The organism is Nostoc sp. LEGE 12454 (assembly GCF_056620565.1).
Window position 1 is genome coordinate 1 of the sequence record NZ_JBWQXL010000011.1, and the last position, 17027, is coordinate 17027.

The window sequence follows — 17027 nt, forward strand, 5'->3', positions numbered from 1 at the left end:
TCATTGACTTGCATTGATCCCAATTACCCCAATGATAATTAAGGAGATCGACACAAGTTTGATGAATGTGGCAGATTCCCGAAACCAAATAATCCCAATAAGAGCTACTAGAATAGTTCCCAATCCAGCCCAGACAGAATAGGCGACACTTACTTCAAGTCTCTTGAGAGCAAAGGTCAAAAAAGTAAAACAAAGTCCATAGAAGACAAATATTAATACTGAAGGAACTATTTTAGTAAATCCCTCCGATAATTTCATGCAAGTTGTGCCTGAAACCTCAAAGAGGATTGCTAATATAAGGTAAATCCAACTTGTTGACATATTTTTTGTAAGTGGTTTGTTAAGAGCAACTGCCCTAAAAATAGAATAAACACTCCTAAAGTAACTCATTAAAAATTTTTACAAGTGTAATCTCAATTCTCCATGAAGATGCTTTAGAGGGTAGGCGTCGCGGGAGATAAATATATGCAGCTTCACAAAGAAACGGTATAGGTGTTCCAACATTTAAAACCAAACGTGCAGTAGTATAATTGAGGCTGATTCCGGGGCTTTATGGCGATGAAATTGCTCAAGTATTAGGGCAACATCTGCTGTAGTGTGATTGTGTTTTTGTCCTACTAATGGTATGAGAGATGACGGCTCAATTTGAATACAGCACTCTTGCCCATCCACAGGATATTCAGCAGCTTGGGAGTATCTTTGAGCAGTGTTTTATCAGCGGAGTTGGTGGCGAGGAAGCTTACATCAACCTGATTGGTGTAGAAAATTTTCGTATTATTCGTCAGTCAGAGCAATTAATTGGTGGATTGGCAACTCTGGATATGGGTCAGTGGTGGGGTGGTGAGCGTGTACCAATGACGGGAATTGCCGTAGTGGGTATTGCTCCAGAGTATCGTGGTTCGGGAGGTGCGATCGCTCTCATGCAGCAGACGCTCAAGGAACTTTATGCTAGAGGTATACCGCTCTCTGCTCTTTATCCAGCTGTGCAAAGTTTGTATCGAAAAGTCGGGTATGAGCAAGGGGGTAGCTGGTGTAATTGGGAAATTGCAACTAAAAGTATCCAAGTGCGAGAGCAACCCCTACCTTTAGAACGAATAGTGAGTATCAATCATCAAGTATTTCATCAACTATATCAGCAGCAGGCAAGACTAACGCATGGATATTTAGACCGACATCCCGCAATCTGGGAGCGCTTAATCCAACCAGATGAGAAGGAAATATTTTACGCATATTTTATCGGTACAAAAGAGAAACCCGAAGGCTACATTCTCTTTAGCCAACATTCAACAGAAGATGGCGCAATCTTGCGAATCAAAGATTGGGTAATTCTCACAGCTGCGGCTGCACAAACATTCTGGTCTTTTCTTGCCAGTCATCGCTCCCAAATTGAGCGCGTGCGATGGAGGAGTTCTGCAATTGATTCTTTGACATTGCTGCTACCAGAGCAAACTGCCAAACTTAAGAATACGATGCGTTGGATGCTGCGGGTAGTAGATGTAGTCAAGGCGCTGGAGATGCGGGGTTATCCATCGGGAATTGAAACTGAATTGCACTTAGATATTCAAGATAATTTGCTAGATGCAAACAATGGTAAATTCATTCTTTCTGTTGCCAATGGACGCGGTGAAGTTACAAAAGGTGGAAAAGGTGAGTTGCAGCTAGATATCCGAGAACTAGCACCAATATATACAAGTTTGTTCACACCCTACCATTTGCAAATAGCCGGAAAACTGCATGGGACAAAAACAGCTATTTCAACAGCTACGCAAATATTTGCAGGTAGTTCTCCTTGGGTGGCTGATTTTTTTTAACGTGAGATGTCAACTAACTTTTTTCGAGGGACAGTTTAGTTTTAGTCAAACCAGCCAGAGGGATTAATTTTGTCAAGCTTCGTCAAATAAGGAAAAGTAGATGTTTTTATGAAACCCCTGATTTCTCCTATTCTGGTTTGATACATTGCTGATGTCACATTTCGGAAATAGTAGTCTGTCAAGGAATAATTGACGAGTCCATTCTTTGTAGAGACGGCGATTTATCGCGTCTCTCTAACGTGTTAGTTTTTTAGACGCGATAAATCGCGTCTCTACATGAGGGTTTCTGGCTTATCCCAAGCGTATTGGGATAAAACTAAAACTGGTCTGACTTGTGTGTACACCGTAGCCCCGCAAGCGGGGAGGGGCTGGGGGTGGGGTGCAAGACTTGAGGAAATCATAACTAATTATACGGACATGATATTAAAAAGGTTTGGTCCAGCCTCACAAAGAAATGGTATTAGAGAAGGTTAATTTTTGCAGGTCAATGCATTAAAGATGCAGGTCAATGCATTAAAGGTGCAGGTCAATGCATTAAAGGTGCAGGTCGATGCATTAAAGATGCAAATCGATACATCAAAGGTGCAGGTCGATGCATTAAAGATGCAAATCGATACATCAAAGGTGCAGGTCGATGCATCAAAGGTGCAGGTCAAGAGACTTGTGTGTACACCGTAGGCAAAGGAGGCGGAGCCTCTAGGAGGACATTCCCAGCCTCCAACTGGGAACGAGACAATATCTAAAAGCTGGTTCTAAGCTGGCTTTCACATTAAGTTGACACCTATAGGCAATGCCGTGCCCTGACGCGAAATCTATATGTATTAGGGTTTTAGTGAATAAGTTTTACTTTCTCTCTCTACAAAACATAAGTTGGAAACATAATTAATCCTTCGCTCGTCCTTCCGCTAGATTAACAATTTCTGTTGTTGTCAACTCACACCACAAATCAAACTGTCAGCGATTTACTTTAAATAAGTAATGATGATTTATCGTGCTTATCTAATCCCAAACATCATCTCACAAAATAACTCAACGGGATTTATGACTTTTTCTCCGGAAGTTCAGCACAGTCATCAGAAAACAATCTAAGTAAACCTGATTAGTTTCTCCTTACTTGCACACCCACATTCACAACATGAAATCACATCTACTGGCGATTGGTTTAAGCAGTTTGGTTCTAGTTGCAGGACAAGCTAAAGCCTCACAATTACAGTCTTGGTACTATGATTCTAGCCAAAACCAATTAGACCTAACTACCACTTCGGGAATAGAACCAAAAGCCTTTTTATTAGATAATCCTAATCGATTGGTAATTGACTTACCCGGAACTAATTTTAATTCCGATACTGTCAAACGAAGTTTTGGTAAGGCGGTGAAAGAAATTCGCCTCGGCAAACCAGACTCTCAAACCACTCGTTTTGTCGTCGAGTTAGCTCCTGGTTATGATGTTACTTCCCAAAATATATCAGTTAAAGGAGATTCCCGTTCTCATTGGAGTTTCAAATTCAATTCATTTAACCGCCAAAGTAATCCCATTGTTGGAGAAAATCGAGAAGATATTGCCATCAAATCCACAGATGCATCGACATTTGCCGGAGTTGTGAATCTTGGTCAAGAGATGGCTGGTATTACTTCTCAAATTCGTACTTTGTTAGCAAGTTATAAAACATTAAATCCAGGAATATTTTTCTTAGATTTAGATACAGGAAACTATATAGATATTAATGGCGAAAAAAGATTTGCTGCTGCCAGTACAATCAAATTTCCCTTATTAGTGGCTCTTTTTCAAGAAATAGACGCTGGTAGAATTAAACTCACCGATAAATTAGTGATGCGGCGCGATTTAAAGGTTGGCGAATCTGGAATTATGCAATACAAACCCATCGGCACTAAATTTAGTGTCTTGGAAACTGCTACCTTGATGATGACAATCAGCGATAATACCGCCACAAATCTGGTTCTCGATCGCTTGGGTGGTGCCACAAAAGTTAGTCAACGTTTTCGTAGCTGGGGATTGCAAAATACAGCAATGCGGAATCTACTTCCAGACATTCCTGGCAAAAATACAACCAGTTCCAAAGATTTAGTCAGATTGGCGGCGTTAGTTTTTAACAATCGTTTGCTTTCCCCAAGTAGCCGCGATCGAGTTTTAGGCATTATGCGCCATGTTAAAACCAATAGTTTACTACCAGCTGGTATCGGCCAAGGAGCGACCATTGCCCACAAAACTGGTACATTGAGATTTATCATCGGTGATGCCGGTATTATTCAAATGCCCAACGGCAAAAGCTATTTAGCAGGTGTTTTGGTGCAAAGACCAAACTACGATCGCAGAGCAGGCGATTTTGTCCGTGAAGTTTCCAGAAGAGTCTATAATTACCTAGACAATACCAAAGTTAGTAATATACAACCGATAGTTGACGATGCCTCCGGCGGGCTACGCCTACCCACTCGTTAGTCAAGCGATACTAGTCCACCACATCAACTTTGAAAAGTGCTGAGTGCTGAGTAATTCACTCTAAGCCAAGGCACTCACTACTCAGCACTGAGTAAGATAAATAAGTTCGTAGTAAGGACTTTAGTCCTTGGCTTGAGGGCTAAAGGCCTCACTACAAACTCCGCAATTGCACCAAATAGCAAAAATAGGGACGTACCTCTGTACGCCCCTACATATCTATCTGTATTCAGGTATTTCGTCGTGAAATGAGATTAACTGAGGAAATTTGGTGTACCACCATTACCACTCCTACCAACAGCAGGAATTTCCACTGTGTCATCTGTAGCTTTACCAGTGCCGTCATTGACAACGTAATTAGTGTTACCTACATGTCCATTAGGGATAAACAATTGTGGATGGTCAAAGGGCGCTTTATCAAAGCGAACTCGGTCATCAGTCAGTCCTTTTAAAAAGGCGACCAATTCCTGTTTTTCTACTGGTGAAAGATTTAGCGGCGGAAGTACTCCATAATCGCCACCACGATTGTAAAAATCAATCACTTGCTCTAGAGTTGCCTGACCTCCATTGTGAAAGTAGGGAGCAGTTAGTTCCACATTGCGAAGTCCGGGTGCTTTGAAAGCTCCGTTTGCAAACACAGGTTCACTGGAATTCAACGGTGGATTAAGGGTTGGGGGATTTTCGCCCAGGAGATCCTTAAATTTACCCAACTGAGCCAATCGTGCTTCTGAAAGCGGATTAGGTTGACCGTTATTCTGCAAACCGTCATAACCACCCAAACTGGGGTCTTCTGTGGTCGGTCTGACACCGATATTGAAGAAGCCAGTGTCTTCAGGGGATTTGGGGCCGAACGGCGCACGTTTGATTCGTCCCTCTTTAGCCACATTGCTGACTGAAGCAGCTGTTAATTCTAATCCACTGTGGCAACCAATACACAGAGCTTTGCCCTCAAACAGTCCTTTCCCTCGTTGCTGCTGCGCGGTTAAGGCGCTGGTGTTTCCTTCCAAGTAGCGATCGTAGGGCGTATCATAGGAAATGAGCGTAGACTCGTACAATTGAACTGCCAGCCCAAAGAATAGCGAGAAGTTGTACTCTAGCAATGTGTACTCATTAGTCGTCAAAGAGCGATCGGGCCTCTTGATAATAGTCCGTTTACCGTCAGAGTCAACTTGGATGAGTCGATTAGAATTCCACCACTCCGGCTTGAAAGCCTCTTGAATCATCTGAGTGTAGGTTTTATCTTTAATTCCAGGTTGAGGCGATCTACTATCTTTACCTAAAACGCTGTCTTGTGGATGCACAATCTGTTTAGCTAGCGGTCTTAGAGGTAGTAACTTTTTCGCAAGTTTTCGGGGGAGCTTTTTACCCTTATCAATCCTCAGAGGTGTTATGTCAATTCGCCCGAATTGATTAACCCCCCCGAACTTATCACCAATTTCTTCAAAAGTGCGACCATCTGCGGATGCCTCAAAGGAACTGAGTGGCGGCCCGACAGCTTGAGATGCCAAAGACGAGTTCTTGAGGCTGACTTTTACAAATTCTACCCTAATTGGGTTTATAGCCTTGACGACAGCAGCGTTAGGATCTCTTAAACCGAAGGGATTCACTCCATTAAAGATATCTTGTGCCCTGCCATCCCAAAAGTTGCGGAAGTTGAATGCGGCATTAATCACGGTTGGCGTGTTACGCGGCGCAACGCGCCGCACATTGATACCTTTTACGTTAAACACCGAATCTGGCTCAGTTGTAACTTTGTCTTCTGCATTCCCAGGTGTGACATCCACAAACTTCGTATTGAAGATCCCCTGAGAAGAACTGATATCGTTACGGTCAGATACAACAGTCTTAGGATCGTTTGGGTTTGACAGCTTGTGGAAAGGAAAATCTTCTGGTTTGAGTTGATAGTTTGGTAGTCCGCCGACATTGAAAACTGAATCTGGATTCTCTGTACCATCGGCGTTGACCCGCAAAAGCCCAGGAGCAATCTGATTTTTGGATCTATTGTCAGCTCCAGCATGGAAATGACAACTAGCACAGGAGGTCTTTCCATCGCTCCCAACCTGCATATCCCAAAAAAGAGTCTTTCCTAATTTGATTGCAGCCGTTTTGTCTTTTACGAAGTCTCCAAGATTGTCAGGTTCTGGAACCGATACACTCTTGAGCGAAACTGGAGGCGGGCCTGTAACCTTTGCTGATACAGTATTTCCAGCTATTACCGCTGCCAGAATAATGGCAGCAATTGTTATAGTCCTTGAAAATCTCGATCTCAAGTAGTTAGGCTTGCCATATCTGAATCTCCACTCTTGCCGCTTTATTTTTGTCACCAAAGATTTGAGCAAAAATCGACCTCTTGAGGTCAGCAATAAGTAACTAGATAAGGCAGTCGTAAAGATTACTAAGCTGATTATGGGTATAATCCCCATAGTTGTATTATAAAGTAACACCGAGATAAAGTATACATTTCCGAGGAAGTTTGAAAATTAATATTCATGTAAAATGAACAAGCGAATTACGAATTTTACGTGAACACAAAAAAAACACCCTCTTCGGGTTACGAATCATAAATTGAGTTGGATAAATTGATTATTTTATATTGAATTTGCATTAACTAAACTATTAATATATTTTATCGATAAGAGTTTGATAAAATGTTTAAATATTTAAATTAGATATAACTTACTTATCAGTCCTAATTTTAGGATATTTTAATGTTACTACATCAAAGTTCTGGTCGGTGGCGCTTAGGGCTAGCATTATCATTATTGACAGTGTTATTGTGGGGAGTTTTACCTATTGCTCTTGCAGTAACTCTACAAGTACTTGATGTCTATACCGTAATTTGGTTTCGTTTTTTAGTATCATTTATACTGCTTGCTGTGTATTTAGGGACACGCGGCAAATTACCAAAATTAGAACAACTGCGCTCTGCTTCTGGAAAATTATTAGCGATCGCGACAATATTTTTAGGGATTAATTACTTTTCGTTTACCCAAGGTTTAGCATTAACATCGCCTGCTAACGCTGAAGTTCTCATTCAATTATCTAGCCTTTTATTAGGTTTTGGAGGGTTAGTAATTTTTAAGGAACGTTATCGGCTGTCTCAATGGATTGGCGTTAGTGTAATGATTTGCGGTTATGTTTTATTTTTTCGCGAACAACTAACGAATTTAATTACAGCACATGGCACATATATACTAGGTAGTGTTTTAATTGCGTTAGGATCGACAGCCTGGGCTATTTATGCTTTGGCACAAAAGCAGTTATTACAATCTTTATCTTCCACCAGTATCATGTTGGTCATTTATGGAGGCTGTGCTTTATTATTCACTCCTCTAGCTAAAGTTAAATCACTTTTGATACTTGATACTTTCCATTTAGGAATGTTGATTTTTTGTGCCTTGAATACCTTAATTGCTTACGGTGCTTTTTCTGAATCATTACAACATTGGGAAGCATCACGAGTAAGTGCAGTAATAGCTTTAGCTCCCATTGTGACATTAATAGCAGTCGCGGTTGTATCAGTTATTGCACCTTCTTGGACACCACCAGAACACTTCACCCTCATAGCAATATTTGGAGCAGGTTTAGTAGTTACAGGTTCAGTAGCGATCGCCTTGGGAAAAGCTGATTAAATGCCATGTTTTTCAGGATTTTTACTAGGTTTTTTATCTAGTAAATTTGTGCAATATTCAAAGCTACAACATAAATACTGAGGCAGACTATTTTTTATTTGTTATGATTTAATAGTGAAGGCAAACTACTGAAGTCAGCCGGATACTTTACCCATCTGCGTGACTTTGTAGGATTTGATTGTTGACTTTATAGCCGAAATATCCTTGCAAAAGAATTCAAAAATCAAAATTCAGGAGTCAGAATAAATTACTAGGGCATTGGGAATCACTACTTTATTTGACTACTCAATCTAAGATTTGGTAGAGATTTTAAACCCATTTATACCCATAATTTGAAGCCAGCTACATTCGCAAGTCATACATAATTCATCGTGAATTATAACTACTGACTCCTAAATTCTGTTTTGATAAAGTTGAGGCTAATAACTTTAAGTAAACCAAGCAGGGCGCCCGAATAACTACCAAAGCCAACACTTGATAAAACCAGACCACCGAAACAGTTGAGCGATGAATAGTTTGTTTGGTAATTGGGCCAGCACCCTCAGAAAAAATTCTTTATTGCTGGTTCTTTCAATGGTGCTGCCAACATTTGGAATTAGTAATTCTGTCTTGGCAGCAGAGCGGATTTATGCATCTTATTCAGCTTTGGAGCTTTCTATTTCAGTCAGGACTTTAGAGAACTACGCCAAAACAGGTGTAATTAACGAAGACTTAGCAGCCTATCAGCGATATCTGCCTTTAGAACAGCTTCAAGAATTGCGGCGGATTTTGCTTAATCGTGTAAAAGTTAGTCCAGTAGTAGTTTCACAACTTCTCTACACACCACAAGGAGAATTTTTACTGCATCGATTGGCGCAAGTGATTAAAACCAGTCAATCAGAACCAGGATTTGGTACTTTGCGTTCGGCGCTAATTTTAGCCTCTGGTGAATCGGGAGGCTTGACACTTTTAAATGTGTTGCGTAAATATCCCACCAGCAGCATTCGCCTTGATGTCGCCGAGACTTTGGAAATAGCTACGGAATTGGAGAAACTTGTTAACCAAACCCATCAGGCGATCGCAGCTGTTTCCCAAAAGTCTAAAATAGAAGCTGAGAGCATTTCCCAACCAAATTTCTCGCAATTACCCGATTTAAAGGTTCCGGGAAAATTTAAGTCGCAAAAATACATCCTGAAGTTTTTCGACTCCACCCGCAATCGGCTTTTATTGACTGATGTTTACATTCCCAATGTCCAGAAGACTGCACCGATAATTGTCATTTCTCACGGCTTGGGTTTAGACAGCAGCAACTTTCAATATTTAGCCACTCATCTAGCTTCTTACGGATTTGCCGTCGTTGTTCCCAATCACCCTGGTAGTGACGCCAAGCAATTGCGTTCTCTGCTAAATGGACACGCCATTGAAGTAGCAGAACCAAGCGAATTTCAAGACCGACCTTTGGATGTAACATATATACTGAATCAATTGCAAAAAGATAATCAATCTGATTCACGGTTTAAAGGTCGCCTAAATCTGCAACAAGTCGGAGTATTTGGTCAATCTTTGGGAGGCTACACAGCCTTGGCGTTGGCAGGCGCTAAAATCAACTTTGAGCAGCTAAAACAAGACTGTCAACCAGCAGCACTACAAAATACCTGGAATATGTCTTTACTGCTCCAGTGTCGCGCTTTAGAATTGAGCATTAGTAAGTCTGGCAAAGATTATAACCTGCGGGATGAGAGAGTAAAAGCTGCGATCGCAGTTAATCCCATTACTAGTTCGATTTTCGGCAAAGCTGGTTTAAGTGAAATTAAAACTCCAGTGATGATTGTCAGCAGTAGTGATGATACAGTTGCACCAGCTTTATCCGAGCAAATTTTACCTTTCTCCTGGTTGCCAAATTCCCAAAAGTATCTCGTCATGCTTGTTGGTGGCACACACTTTTCCACCATTGGCAATGCAAATCCTGGAAATCAACAAGTAGCATTACCTGCTGATATGATTGGCGATGCTTCTCAAGCGCGTCGTTACATGAATGTTTTGAGTTTACCTTTTTTCCAAACATACATTGCAGGCAAGCCGCAATACACACCGTACCTTAACGCCGCTTACACTCAAAGCATTTCTAGTAAATCTCTTGGTTTGAGTCTCGTCAAGTCATTGAATACAACTGAATTAGCACAATTATTGGATATTAAAGGAGCCAAAACCGTAAAAAAAAAGTTCCCAACACCATAGTCAGCTTCGGATTTTGGATGTTGGATATTGGTGTTGCATTGCTGCATGTAATGATTTTTATTTGATTTGTACAGACGTAATTAATTACGTCTGTAAAATTTATTTGCGTCTTTATAAAATCAGAGGTTCAATTTTTGCTTGGACTTCTTCAATTAGCTCCTGTTCAACTTTCTCTACAAACAAAACCTTTCTAGCTTTCCAGTCTAGTGATTTGATCTGATCGGCTAGCACCACGCCACTGGTTATCATTCCGTCAGGAAGCGGAACCTCAAAGTTAAGACCTTTTTTTTGATTAGTAATCGGACAAATTAGAACTATAGAAGCCATTCGATTGTATTTTAATGGCGACATAACTAAAAAAGGACGATAGCCCATCTGCTCACGCCCTTGAGGTTTTAGTTCAATATTAAGCGTTTCAGCAATATCTTCAAATGACATTCCTGATGTTCCCAGAGCTAATACACGTCGGATCGAATCAGCCGTAATTTGCTTTGTAGTTCCGCAGTCTAACTTGACAATATCACCTCTATCTGGAATGTATGGTTTAACTACCAAACTTCATTCCCCACAGCAGATCCAGTATCTATTTCAGAATGGAAATTATCTGGAGTCATACCTTCCAATAATTCATCAAGCGTATATTTTTTTCGCTGCTGCGGCGTGATGACAATACTATTGCCTGAAATGCTGAAAGTTATATCTGTCCCCTCTTTGACATTAACTTGTTCAGCCAAAGCTTTCGGAAGTCGAATAGCTAGACTGTTTCCCCACTTAGCAACAACTGTAGTCATAACTAGCTCAAAATAAATGCTTTCTTAGAGAATTTCATACCCAAATATAATACTTTCGGAGCTTGACGCACCTATTTTGGACTATTTTACGTATCTACTTTGAATATACCATAATTTGTATTTTCGCTATGTTATGGAAGCCTTGCCACGCGACTACACCATCTTCTAGTTATTTGCACTTACCTTAACTAGTGTAAAAACCATAATTAGCACAGATATATGCGATCGCACTCATACTTCTCGACCTATACTTTAAAGAAATATGACATTTAATTGCGTTATTGTAAAAGTCAGCTTTACATAAGTTCAGTTATGAGCCAGCCGGAATATACTACAGCCCAAGCTACTGCCCTGACTAACCACGATCGCAAACCTATTCACATACCTGGCTCTATTCAACCTCATGGCATTCTCCTGGCACTCAGTAATCAGCTAGAGATATTACAAGTTAGCAATAATACCCAAGTGTATTTGTGCAAAGCTCCAGAAGATTTGCTCGGTCAACCTTTGAGCTATTTACTTGAACCTCAACCAGTGGAAATTGTCAAGCAGTGCTTAGTAAAAAAGGTTGGCAGCGCTAATGCTTTTAAAGTATTAATAAATACTTTGTATGGGGAAATATACTTTGATGCTATTGCTCATCGTACAGAAGAAGCTGTGATTCTGGAGCTAGAACCAACTGACTCGGAATTTGAGGTGAGTTTCTTAAACTTTCATAGTTTTGCGAGTGAAGCGATCGCTAAAATGCAAAGGACATCCAATCTGGGAGAATTTTTGCATTTAGTTGCTGAAGAAATCCAAAAAATCATCGGTTTCGATCGGGTGATGGTCTATCAATTTGACGAGTCAGAAGCGGGTTCTGTTGTTGCAGAAGTTAAACGAGAAGATTTATCACCTTATTTAGGACTCCACTATCCCGCTACAGATATTCCAGCGCAAGCTAGGGAGTTATACACGCGCTGCTTTCTCCGATTTCTCCCCGATTTGACTGCCGAACCTGTCAAACTAGTTCCAACGGAAAATCCGACAACACATCAGGATCTTGACTTAAGCTATTGTCTGCTACGGAGTTTTGATTGGTGTTGTACTGAATATCATCAAAATATGGGAGTAAAGGCTCTTTTGGTGATTTCAATTATTCAAGAGCAGAAGCTTTGGGGATTAATATCCTGCCACCATCAAACACCGAAGTATATTTCTTACGAAGTCCGTAAGATGTGCGAATTTTTGGGACAAATTGCATCTTCAGAATTAGCGCACAAAATTAGTCACTCGGAATGGGATTATAAAGTAAAACTCAAATCGCTACAGTCAGAGTTTCTAGAATCTATTTCCCAAGCAGACAATTTTATCGATGCCCTAATCAAACCGGAAATTCGCTTGCTCGATCTTGTTAGTGCTTCAGGAGCGGCGGTTTGTCTGGATAATGAAATTAACCTTGTGGGAACAACACCGAATATTGATGAAGTTCAGGCACTCATTGAATGGGCGGATACCCAAGTTAGTGACAACCTGTTTTCTACCGATTCTCTGCCGAAGCTTTACCAAGAGGCGCTGATATTTAAAGATACTGCTAGTGGCTTGTTGCTACTGCGGATTTCTAAAATTCGGCGCTATTACATTCTTTGGTTTCGCCCTGAAGTTATCCAAACGGTACACTGGGCAGGAAATCCCCAGGAATCCATGCAAGCTCAGGCAGACGGTAGCTATACCCTATCTCCCCGAAAATCCTTTGAACAATGGCAAGAAACGGTTAGATTAACTTCTCTACCCTGGAAAGCTTGCGAACTTGACAGTGCGATCGCTTTGAGGAATGCGATCGTTGGTATTGTACTCTCGAAAGCGGATGAATTAGCTAAAATCAACCTGGAGTTAGAGCGCAGCAACCAAGAACTAGCATCCTTTGCCTACGCCGCTTCCCATGACCTCAAGGAACCTTTGCGGGGCATTTATAATTTTTCAACAGTGCTGTTAGAAGACTATGCCCAAGTATTAGATGATGATGGTATTGAGTGCTTGCAAACAGTAGTATCCTTGTCTGTACGCATGGAAACTCTGATAAATGCTCTATTGCGACTCTCGCAGTTAGGACAAGCACAACTGCGCTTGCAAGCAACTGACCTCAACGAATTACTCAACCAAGTAATTGACATTTTTCGTGCTAGTCGCCAAGACTCCGGGCTTGTGGATATTCGCATTCCTCGCCCTTTACCAACAGTTTTATGCGATCGAGTCCTGGTTAATGAAGTCTTCAGTAATCTGCTTGCTAATGCGTTCAAATATAACGATAAGACAGAGCAATGGGTTGAGATTGGCTACTTTTCTCAAGAAGAGGCAGAGGAGCAGAGGGGCAGGGGAGCAGAGGGGCAGGGGGGCAGGGGAGCAGAGGGGCAGGGGGGCAGGGAAGCAGGGGAGCATACTTCTTTACGGGAGGCTGCGCCAACGACTGCGCTCAGTAAACGGGGAAGCAGGGGAGAAGTTGCCATCGTTTCCCCTCTGCCCCTCTGCCCCTCTGCCCCTCTGCCTCTTGTGCCCCATGCTCAATGCCCAATATTTTATATCCGAGATAACGGTATTGGAATTCCAGAGCATCACCTAGAAACTATCTTTAGATTATTTAAGCGGCTCCATTCTCAGGAAAAGTACGGTGGAGGAGCAGGTGCGGGACTAGCTATTGTTAAGAAGATTGTTGAGCTTCATAACGGTCAAATTTGGGTTGAATCTACCGTAGGCGTTGGCTCAATTTTTTATTTTACGCTGGAATAGTTTAAGATAGTAACCAAATATATATTTTTGTTAAGCTCTTTTAAGACCACGAATGACAAAAAAACTTCATGAACCGCTGCTCGTTGTTGAGGACAGCAATGAAGATTTTCGGATGCTACAACGTCTAATGCGGCGTATGTCCGTCCAGAATCCCATACACCGTTGTACGAATGGGGATGAGGTTTTAGAGTTTCTTTATCAACAGGGAAACGATCCCTACGCTAAGGACGAAGACCTACCCAACTCAAAAGTAGCATTACGACCCTCTGTAATCTTGCTCGATCTCAATTTGCCAGGTATTGATGGGCGTGACATTTTAGATCGGCTCAAGCAAGATAAGAGTTTCAAGGGAATCCCCATCGTTGTTTTTACCACATCATCTAACCCCAAGGATATTGAATTGTGCTACCAAAAGGGCGCAAATGGATATCTGGTAAAACCGATGGATGCTCAGGAACTAAAAAAGACGATCCAGGCATTTGTAGACTACTGGCTTGAAGCCAATACGCCGCCTGTGTTGGATTAATTTTTTTATTTTTTGTCGATCTAACAGCAGGGGAAAAATGATAATAAAGGAGACGGCTCAGAGGACACAGAGACATTTTCCTCTTTGAGTCACTGTGTCTGTTTGTCTTTGTTAGATTCCTTTTCCCGATTTTCCTGTTTTTGACTATTTGGTATTTCTTTAGGATTACTAAAGAATTTAGATTTTATTTACACTTATTTTATATTATTTTTAGAATTATGCAAGAAAACACAATCTGGATAAAAGGGATCTATATGGCTCCCTGATCCTCATAACCTTATGTTGGACACATGGACGCTACTTATCATCGATGATTGTGCCGCAGATCGGAAAATCTATCGTCGATATCTTTTGAAAGATCCGCACCAGTCCTACCAGATTTTGGAGGCAGACTGTGCAGAAGAAGGACTTGCTTTGTGCCAAAAAGTACGCTGCGATGTCATTTTGCTGGATTTTTGCCTACCTGATATGAGTGGGTTAGAACTTTTCGATCGCATTCAGCAAGAGATATTTAAGACTTCTGTCCCCGTGATTATGTTGACAGGGCGCGGTGATGAAGAAATCGCTGTGCAGGTAATGAAACGGGGTGCTTTGGATTACTTAGTCAAGCACAATCTTACACAGGATGTGCTGCAACTAGCAGTCCGCAACGCCATTAAGCAGTCGTGCTTGCAAGCCCAACTGCTCAAAACTCAGGAGAGACAACGCCTAATTGCCACGACTGCTTTACGAATTCGCCAGTCTCTTAATCTAGAGCAAATTTTGAATACGGCTGTAGCCGAAGTACAGCAACTTCTGAAGTGCGATCGCGTGATGGTTTATCAGTTTGCCCCAGATACAGATGGTAAGATAGTCGCCTCATCAGTTGAGTCATACAGCACTGTAGCATTGTGCGATCGCGTTGGCCCTGGAGCAGGGGAGCAGGGGAGCAGGGGAGCAGGGGAGCAGGGGAGCAGAGGGGCAGAGGAGCAGAGGAGTAGGGAGGAAGTTGCAGTAGGTATTTCCCCTCTGCCCCTCTGCCCTTCCGCCCCTCTGCCTCTTGTACCCAATACCCATTACCCCTTATCCCCAGAGGGGGGCGTACCTTCGCCAATCCCTTATATATATGAGCTTGGCTTGTGTAATTGTGTCAGCCTAAAAGAGCAATTTAATACTAAAGCAAATCTGGTAGTTCCGATTAATCTGAGCAACAATGGGAACCCAACACCCAAGCTTTGGGGTTTATTGATTGCTCACCATAACTCCGGGGAGCGACACTGGCAAACTGATGATGCAGAAATGCTCAATGAAGTTTCAGTACAGTTAGCGATCGCTATTCAACAGGCGGAATTGTTAGCCCAAACTCAAGCAGCCCTTGCCAAAGAAAAGCAACTCAACGTATTTAAATCCCAAATAATTACAACGGTTTCCCATGAGTATCGAACGCCGCTAACTTCAATTCTGGCTGCGGCATCAACTTTGGTAAAACATAGCCAGCAACTAGATGAGTCTAAACAACACAGGTTCTTGGGAATAATTGAACAGAAAGCAAGGTATATGTCCAAACTTGTGGATAATATGCTTCTGGTTAACCAACTTGAACTGGAAAAACCCAAGTTTCAACCAACCTCAGTTGATTTACTACAATTTTTTTCTGACCTTTTAGAACAAGAGCGAGAAACAGTAGGCGATCGCCACGAATTGATTTTTCAAATTACAGGTAATCATCATGGATTTTGGGGCGATCGCGGACTTTTGCAACAAATTTTTATTAACTTAATGTCCAATGCAATTAAGTACTCTCCAGATGGAGGTAGTGTAGAATTCCACCTGATCGGCAAAGAATCAGAAGCAATTTTTTACATTAAAGATCGCGGAATTGGCATCCCGATCGCAGATCAAGAAAATTTGTTTCAATCCTTCAGTCGTGGAAGTAACGTTGACACAATTCCTGGTACAGGCTTAGGGCTAGCGATCGCTAAAGCTTGTGTCGAGTTACATAGTGGCAATATTACTTTGTCAAGTGAAGTGGGGCAAGGAACTAAAGTTACAGTTAGCTTACCGAAAATATGTCCAATTGGTCAACTATCCCCATCATCCACTTGATTTAGATAATTTTAAAAAGCATATTGTAATTACCTATCTTGAATTTCTATCTTGCTAATCAACCATTCTTTGATTGTTTTTCCGCAAGGCTCAGAACTTTGGCAATCACTGACATTCTCTAGAGAATAAGACATTTTTACTTTTTTGTTGACGTATTTATCTGGTTCGCAAACCTCAAAGACTGCACCGACACCTTCATATACTTTGCCATTTTCATCGACAACAGTAACGTAGCATTTTAAGTCTCCGTTTTGCATATCTTTGATAGTACCAGAACTTGGATTATCGTTTTTAATTTCCTTAGATTGATTGTTTTTAGGAGATGTTTTTTCGGTTGATGCTGACTTAATATTTTTTTTGTTATTATCTAGTTGATTTACAGAAATAGATTCAGAATTAACTTGGGTAGCTGTTGCAGTATTTGCTGGATTAACTTTATTCTGTTGAGAAGCACTATTGCCAGAGTTACTACAACTCACAATCAACATAGAGCAAAAAAGCAATGTAGTAGTGAAAAGTGATTTTTTCATTTGATTTATGTTAGTAAAAACTATTGATAGTTGTTTTGCTAAAAGCGCTATAGGTCAATACAGTTCAGTTAAGCGTTTCTTCCTTTTCTTTGCGTCCTTTGCGTCCTTGGCGGTTCGTTAAAAAAATTGACTTTGGCAAAGGATTTTAGCCTTAAATGAACCGTATTGCGCTATAGGTAAAATCTTTGATTGACAATAAAAACTTTCATGAAGT

13 protein-coding genes are annotated in these 17027 nt (G+C 41.2%); 8 read left to right on the plus strand and 5 right to left on the minus strand.

Annotated elements, in window-relative coordinates; all coding sequences use genetic code 11:
- A complete protein-coding gene (locus AC1F2U_RS14105; protein ID WP_480261685.1) occupies window positions 1–321 on the minus strand; it encodes a DMT family transporter in 321 nt (106 codons plus the stop codon).
- Between the two features lie 311 nt (window positions 322–632).
- Here AC1F2U_RS14105 and AC1F2U_RS14110 point away from each other — a divergent pair, with 311 nt between their 5' ends.
- From AC1F2U_RS14110 to AC1F2U_RS14120, 3 genes are all read left to right on the plus strand, one after another.
- Window positions 633–1811, plus strand: a complete 1179-nt coding sequence (locus AC1F2U_RS14110) for a GNAT family N-acetyltransferase (protein ID WP_480261686.1) — start codon at window positions 633–635, stop codon at window positions 1809–1811.
- A gap of 477 nt (window positions 1812–2288) precedes the next feature.
- On the plus strand, window positions 2289–2489 hold the full coding sequence (locus AC1F2U_RS14115; protein WP_480261687.1) for a hypothetical protein: 201 nt from the start codon (window positions 2289–2291) through the stop codon (window positions 2487–2489).
- A gap of 457 nt (window positions 2490–2946) precedes the next feature.
- Complete coding sequence (locus AC1F2U_RS14120; RefSeq protein WP_480261688.1) at window positions 2947–4269, plus strand: serine hydrolase; 1323 nt, start codon at window positions 2947–2949, stop codon at window positions 4267–4269.
- Window positions 4270–4520: 251 nt separating this feature from the next.
- Here the strand turns inward: AC1F2U_RS14120 and AC1F2U_RS14125 are convergent, their stop codons facing one another.
- Window positions 4521–6689: a cytochrome-c peroxidase gene (locus tag AC1F2U_RS14125; protein ID WP_480261689.1), complete on the minus strand. Its 2169-nt coding sequence runs from the start codon at window positions 6687–6689 to the stop codon at window positions 4521–4523.
- Between the two features lie 285 nt (window positions 6690–6974).
- Here AC1F2U_RS14125 and AC1F2U_RS14130 point away from each other — a divergent pair, with 285 nt between their 5' ends.
- On the plus strand, window positions 6975–7898 hold the full coding sequence (locus AC1F2U_RS14130) for a DMT family transporter (protein WP_480261690.1): 924 nt from the start codon (window positions 6975–6977) through the stop codon (window positions 7896–7898).
- A 507-nt stretch (window positions 7899–8405) separates the two neighbouring features.
- Complete coding sequence (locus tag AC1F2U_RS14135; RefSeq protein WP_480261691.1) at window positions 8406–10115, plus strand: alpha/beta hydrolase; 1710 nt, start codon at window positions 8406–8408, stop codon at window positions 10113–10115.
- A 111-nt stretch (window positions 10116–10226) separates the two neighbouring features.
- Here AC1F2U_RS14135 and AC1F2U_RS14140 read toward each other — a convergent pair whose 3' ends face one another.
- Window positions 10227–10670, minus strand: coding sequence for a type II toxin-antitoxin system PemK/MazF family toxin (locus AC1F2U_RS14140; RefSeq protein ID WP_480261692.1), 444 nt, complete (start codon window positions 10668–10670; stop codon window positions 10227–10229).
- Window positions 10664–10906, minus strand: coding sequence for an AbrB/MazE/SpoVT family DNA-binding domain-containing protein (locus AC1F2U_RS14145; protein ID WP_094342324.1), 243 nt, complete (start codon window positions 10904–10906; stop codon window positions 10664–10666). The genes AC1F2U_RS14140 and AC1F2U_RS14145 overlap by 7 nt, the downstream gene beginning before the upstream one ends.
- Window positions 10907–11218: 312 nt before the next feature.
- Between AC1F2U_RS14145 and AC1F2U_RS14150 the strand changes: the two genes are divergently transcribed.
- The 3 genes from AC1F2U_RS14150 to AC1F2U_RS14160 all read left to right on the plus strand — a co-directional run bounded on the left by AC1F2U_RS14150 (window position 11219) and on the right by AC1F2U_RS14160 (window position 16283).
- Entirely contained in the window at window positions 11219–13672 is a 2454-nt protein-coding gene (locus tag AC1F2U_RS14150) for an ATP-binding protein (RefSeq protein WP_480261693.1), read from the plus strand.
- Between the two features lie 52 nt (window positions 13673–13724).
- Window positions 13725–14198 carry a response regulator gene (locus AC1F2U_RS14155; protein ID WP_480261694.1) on the plus strand — a complete coding sequence of 158 codons (474 nt, stop codon included), beginning with the start codon at window positions 13725–13727 and terminating at the stop codon, window positions 14196–14198.
- Window positions 14199–14477: 279 nt separating this feature from the next.
- Window positions 14478–16283 (plus strand): GAF domain-containing sensor histidine kinase, encoded by a 1806-nt coding sequence (locus AC1F2U_RS14160; protein WP_480261695.1) that lies wholly within the window; start codon window positions 14478–14480, stop codon window positions 16281–16283.
- A gap of 29 nt (window positions 16284–16312) precedes the next feature.
- Here the strand turns inward: AC1F2U_RS14160 and AC1F2U_RS14165 are convergent, their stop codons facing one another.
- Entirely contained in the window at window positions 16313–16813 is a 501-nt protein-coding gene (locus AC1F2U_RS14165; protein ID WP_480261696.1) for a hypothetical protein, read from the minus strand.
- Between the last annotated feature and the right edge of the window lie 214 nt (window positions 16814–17027).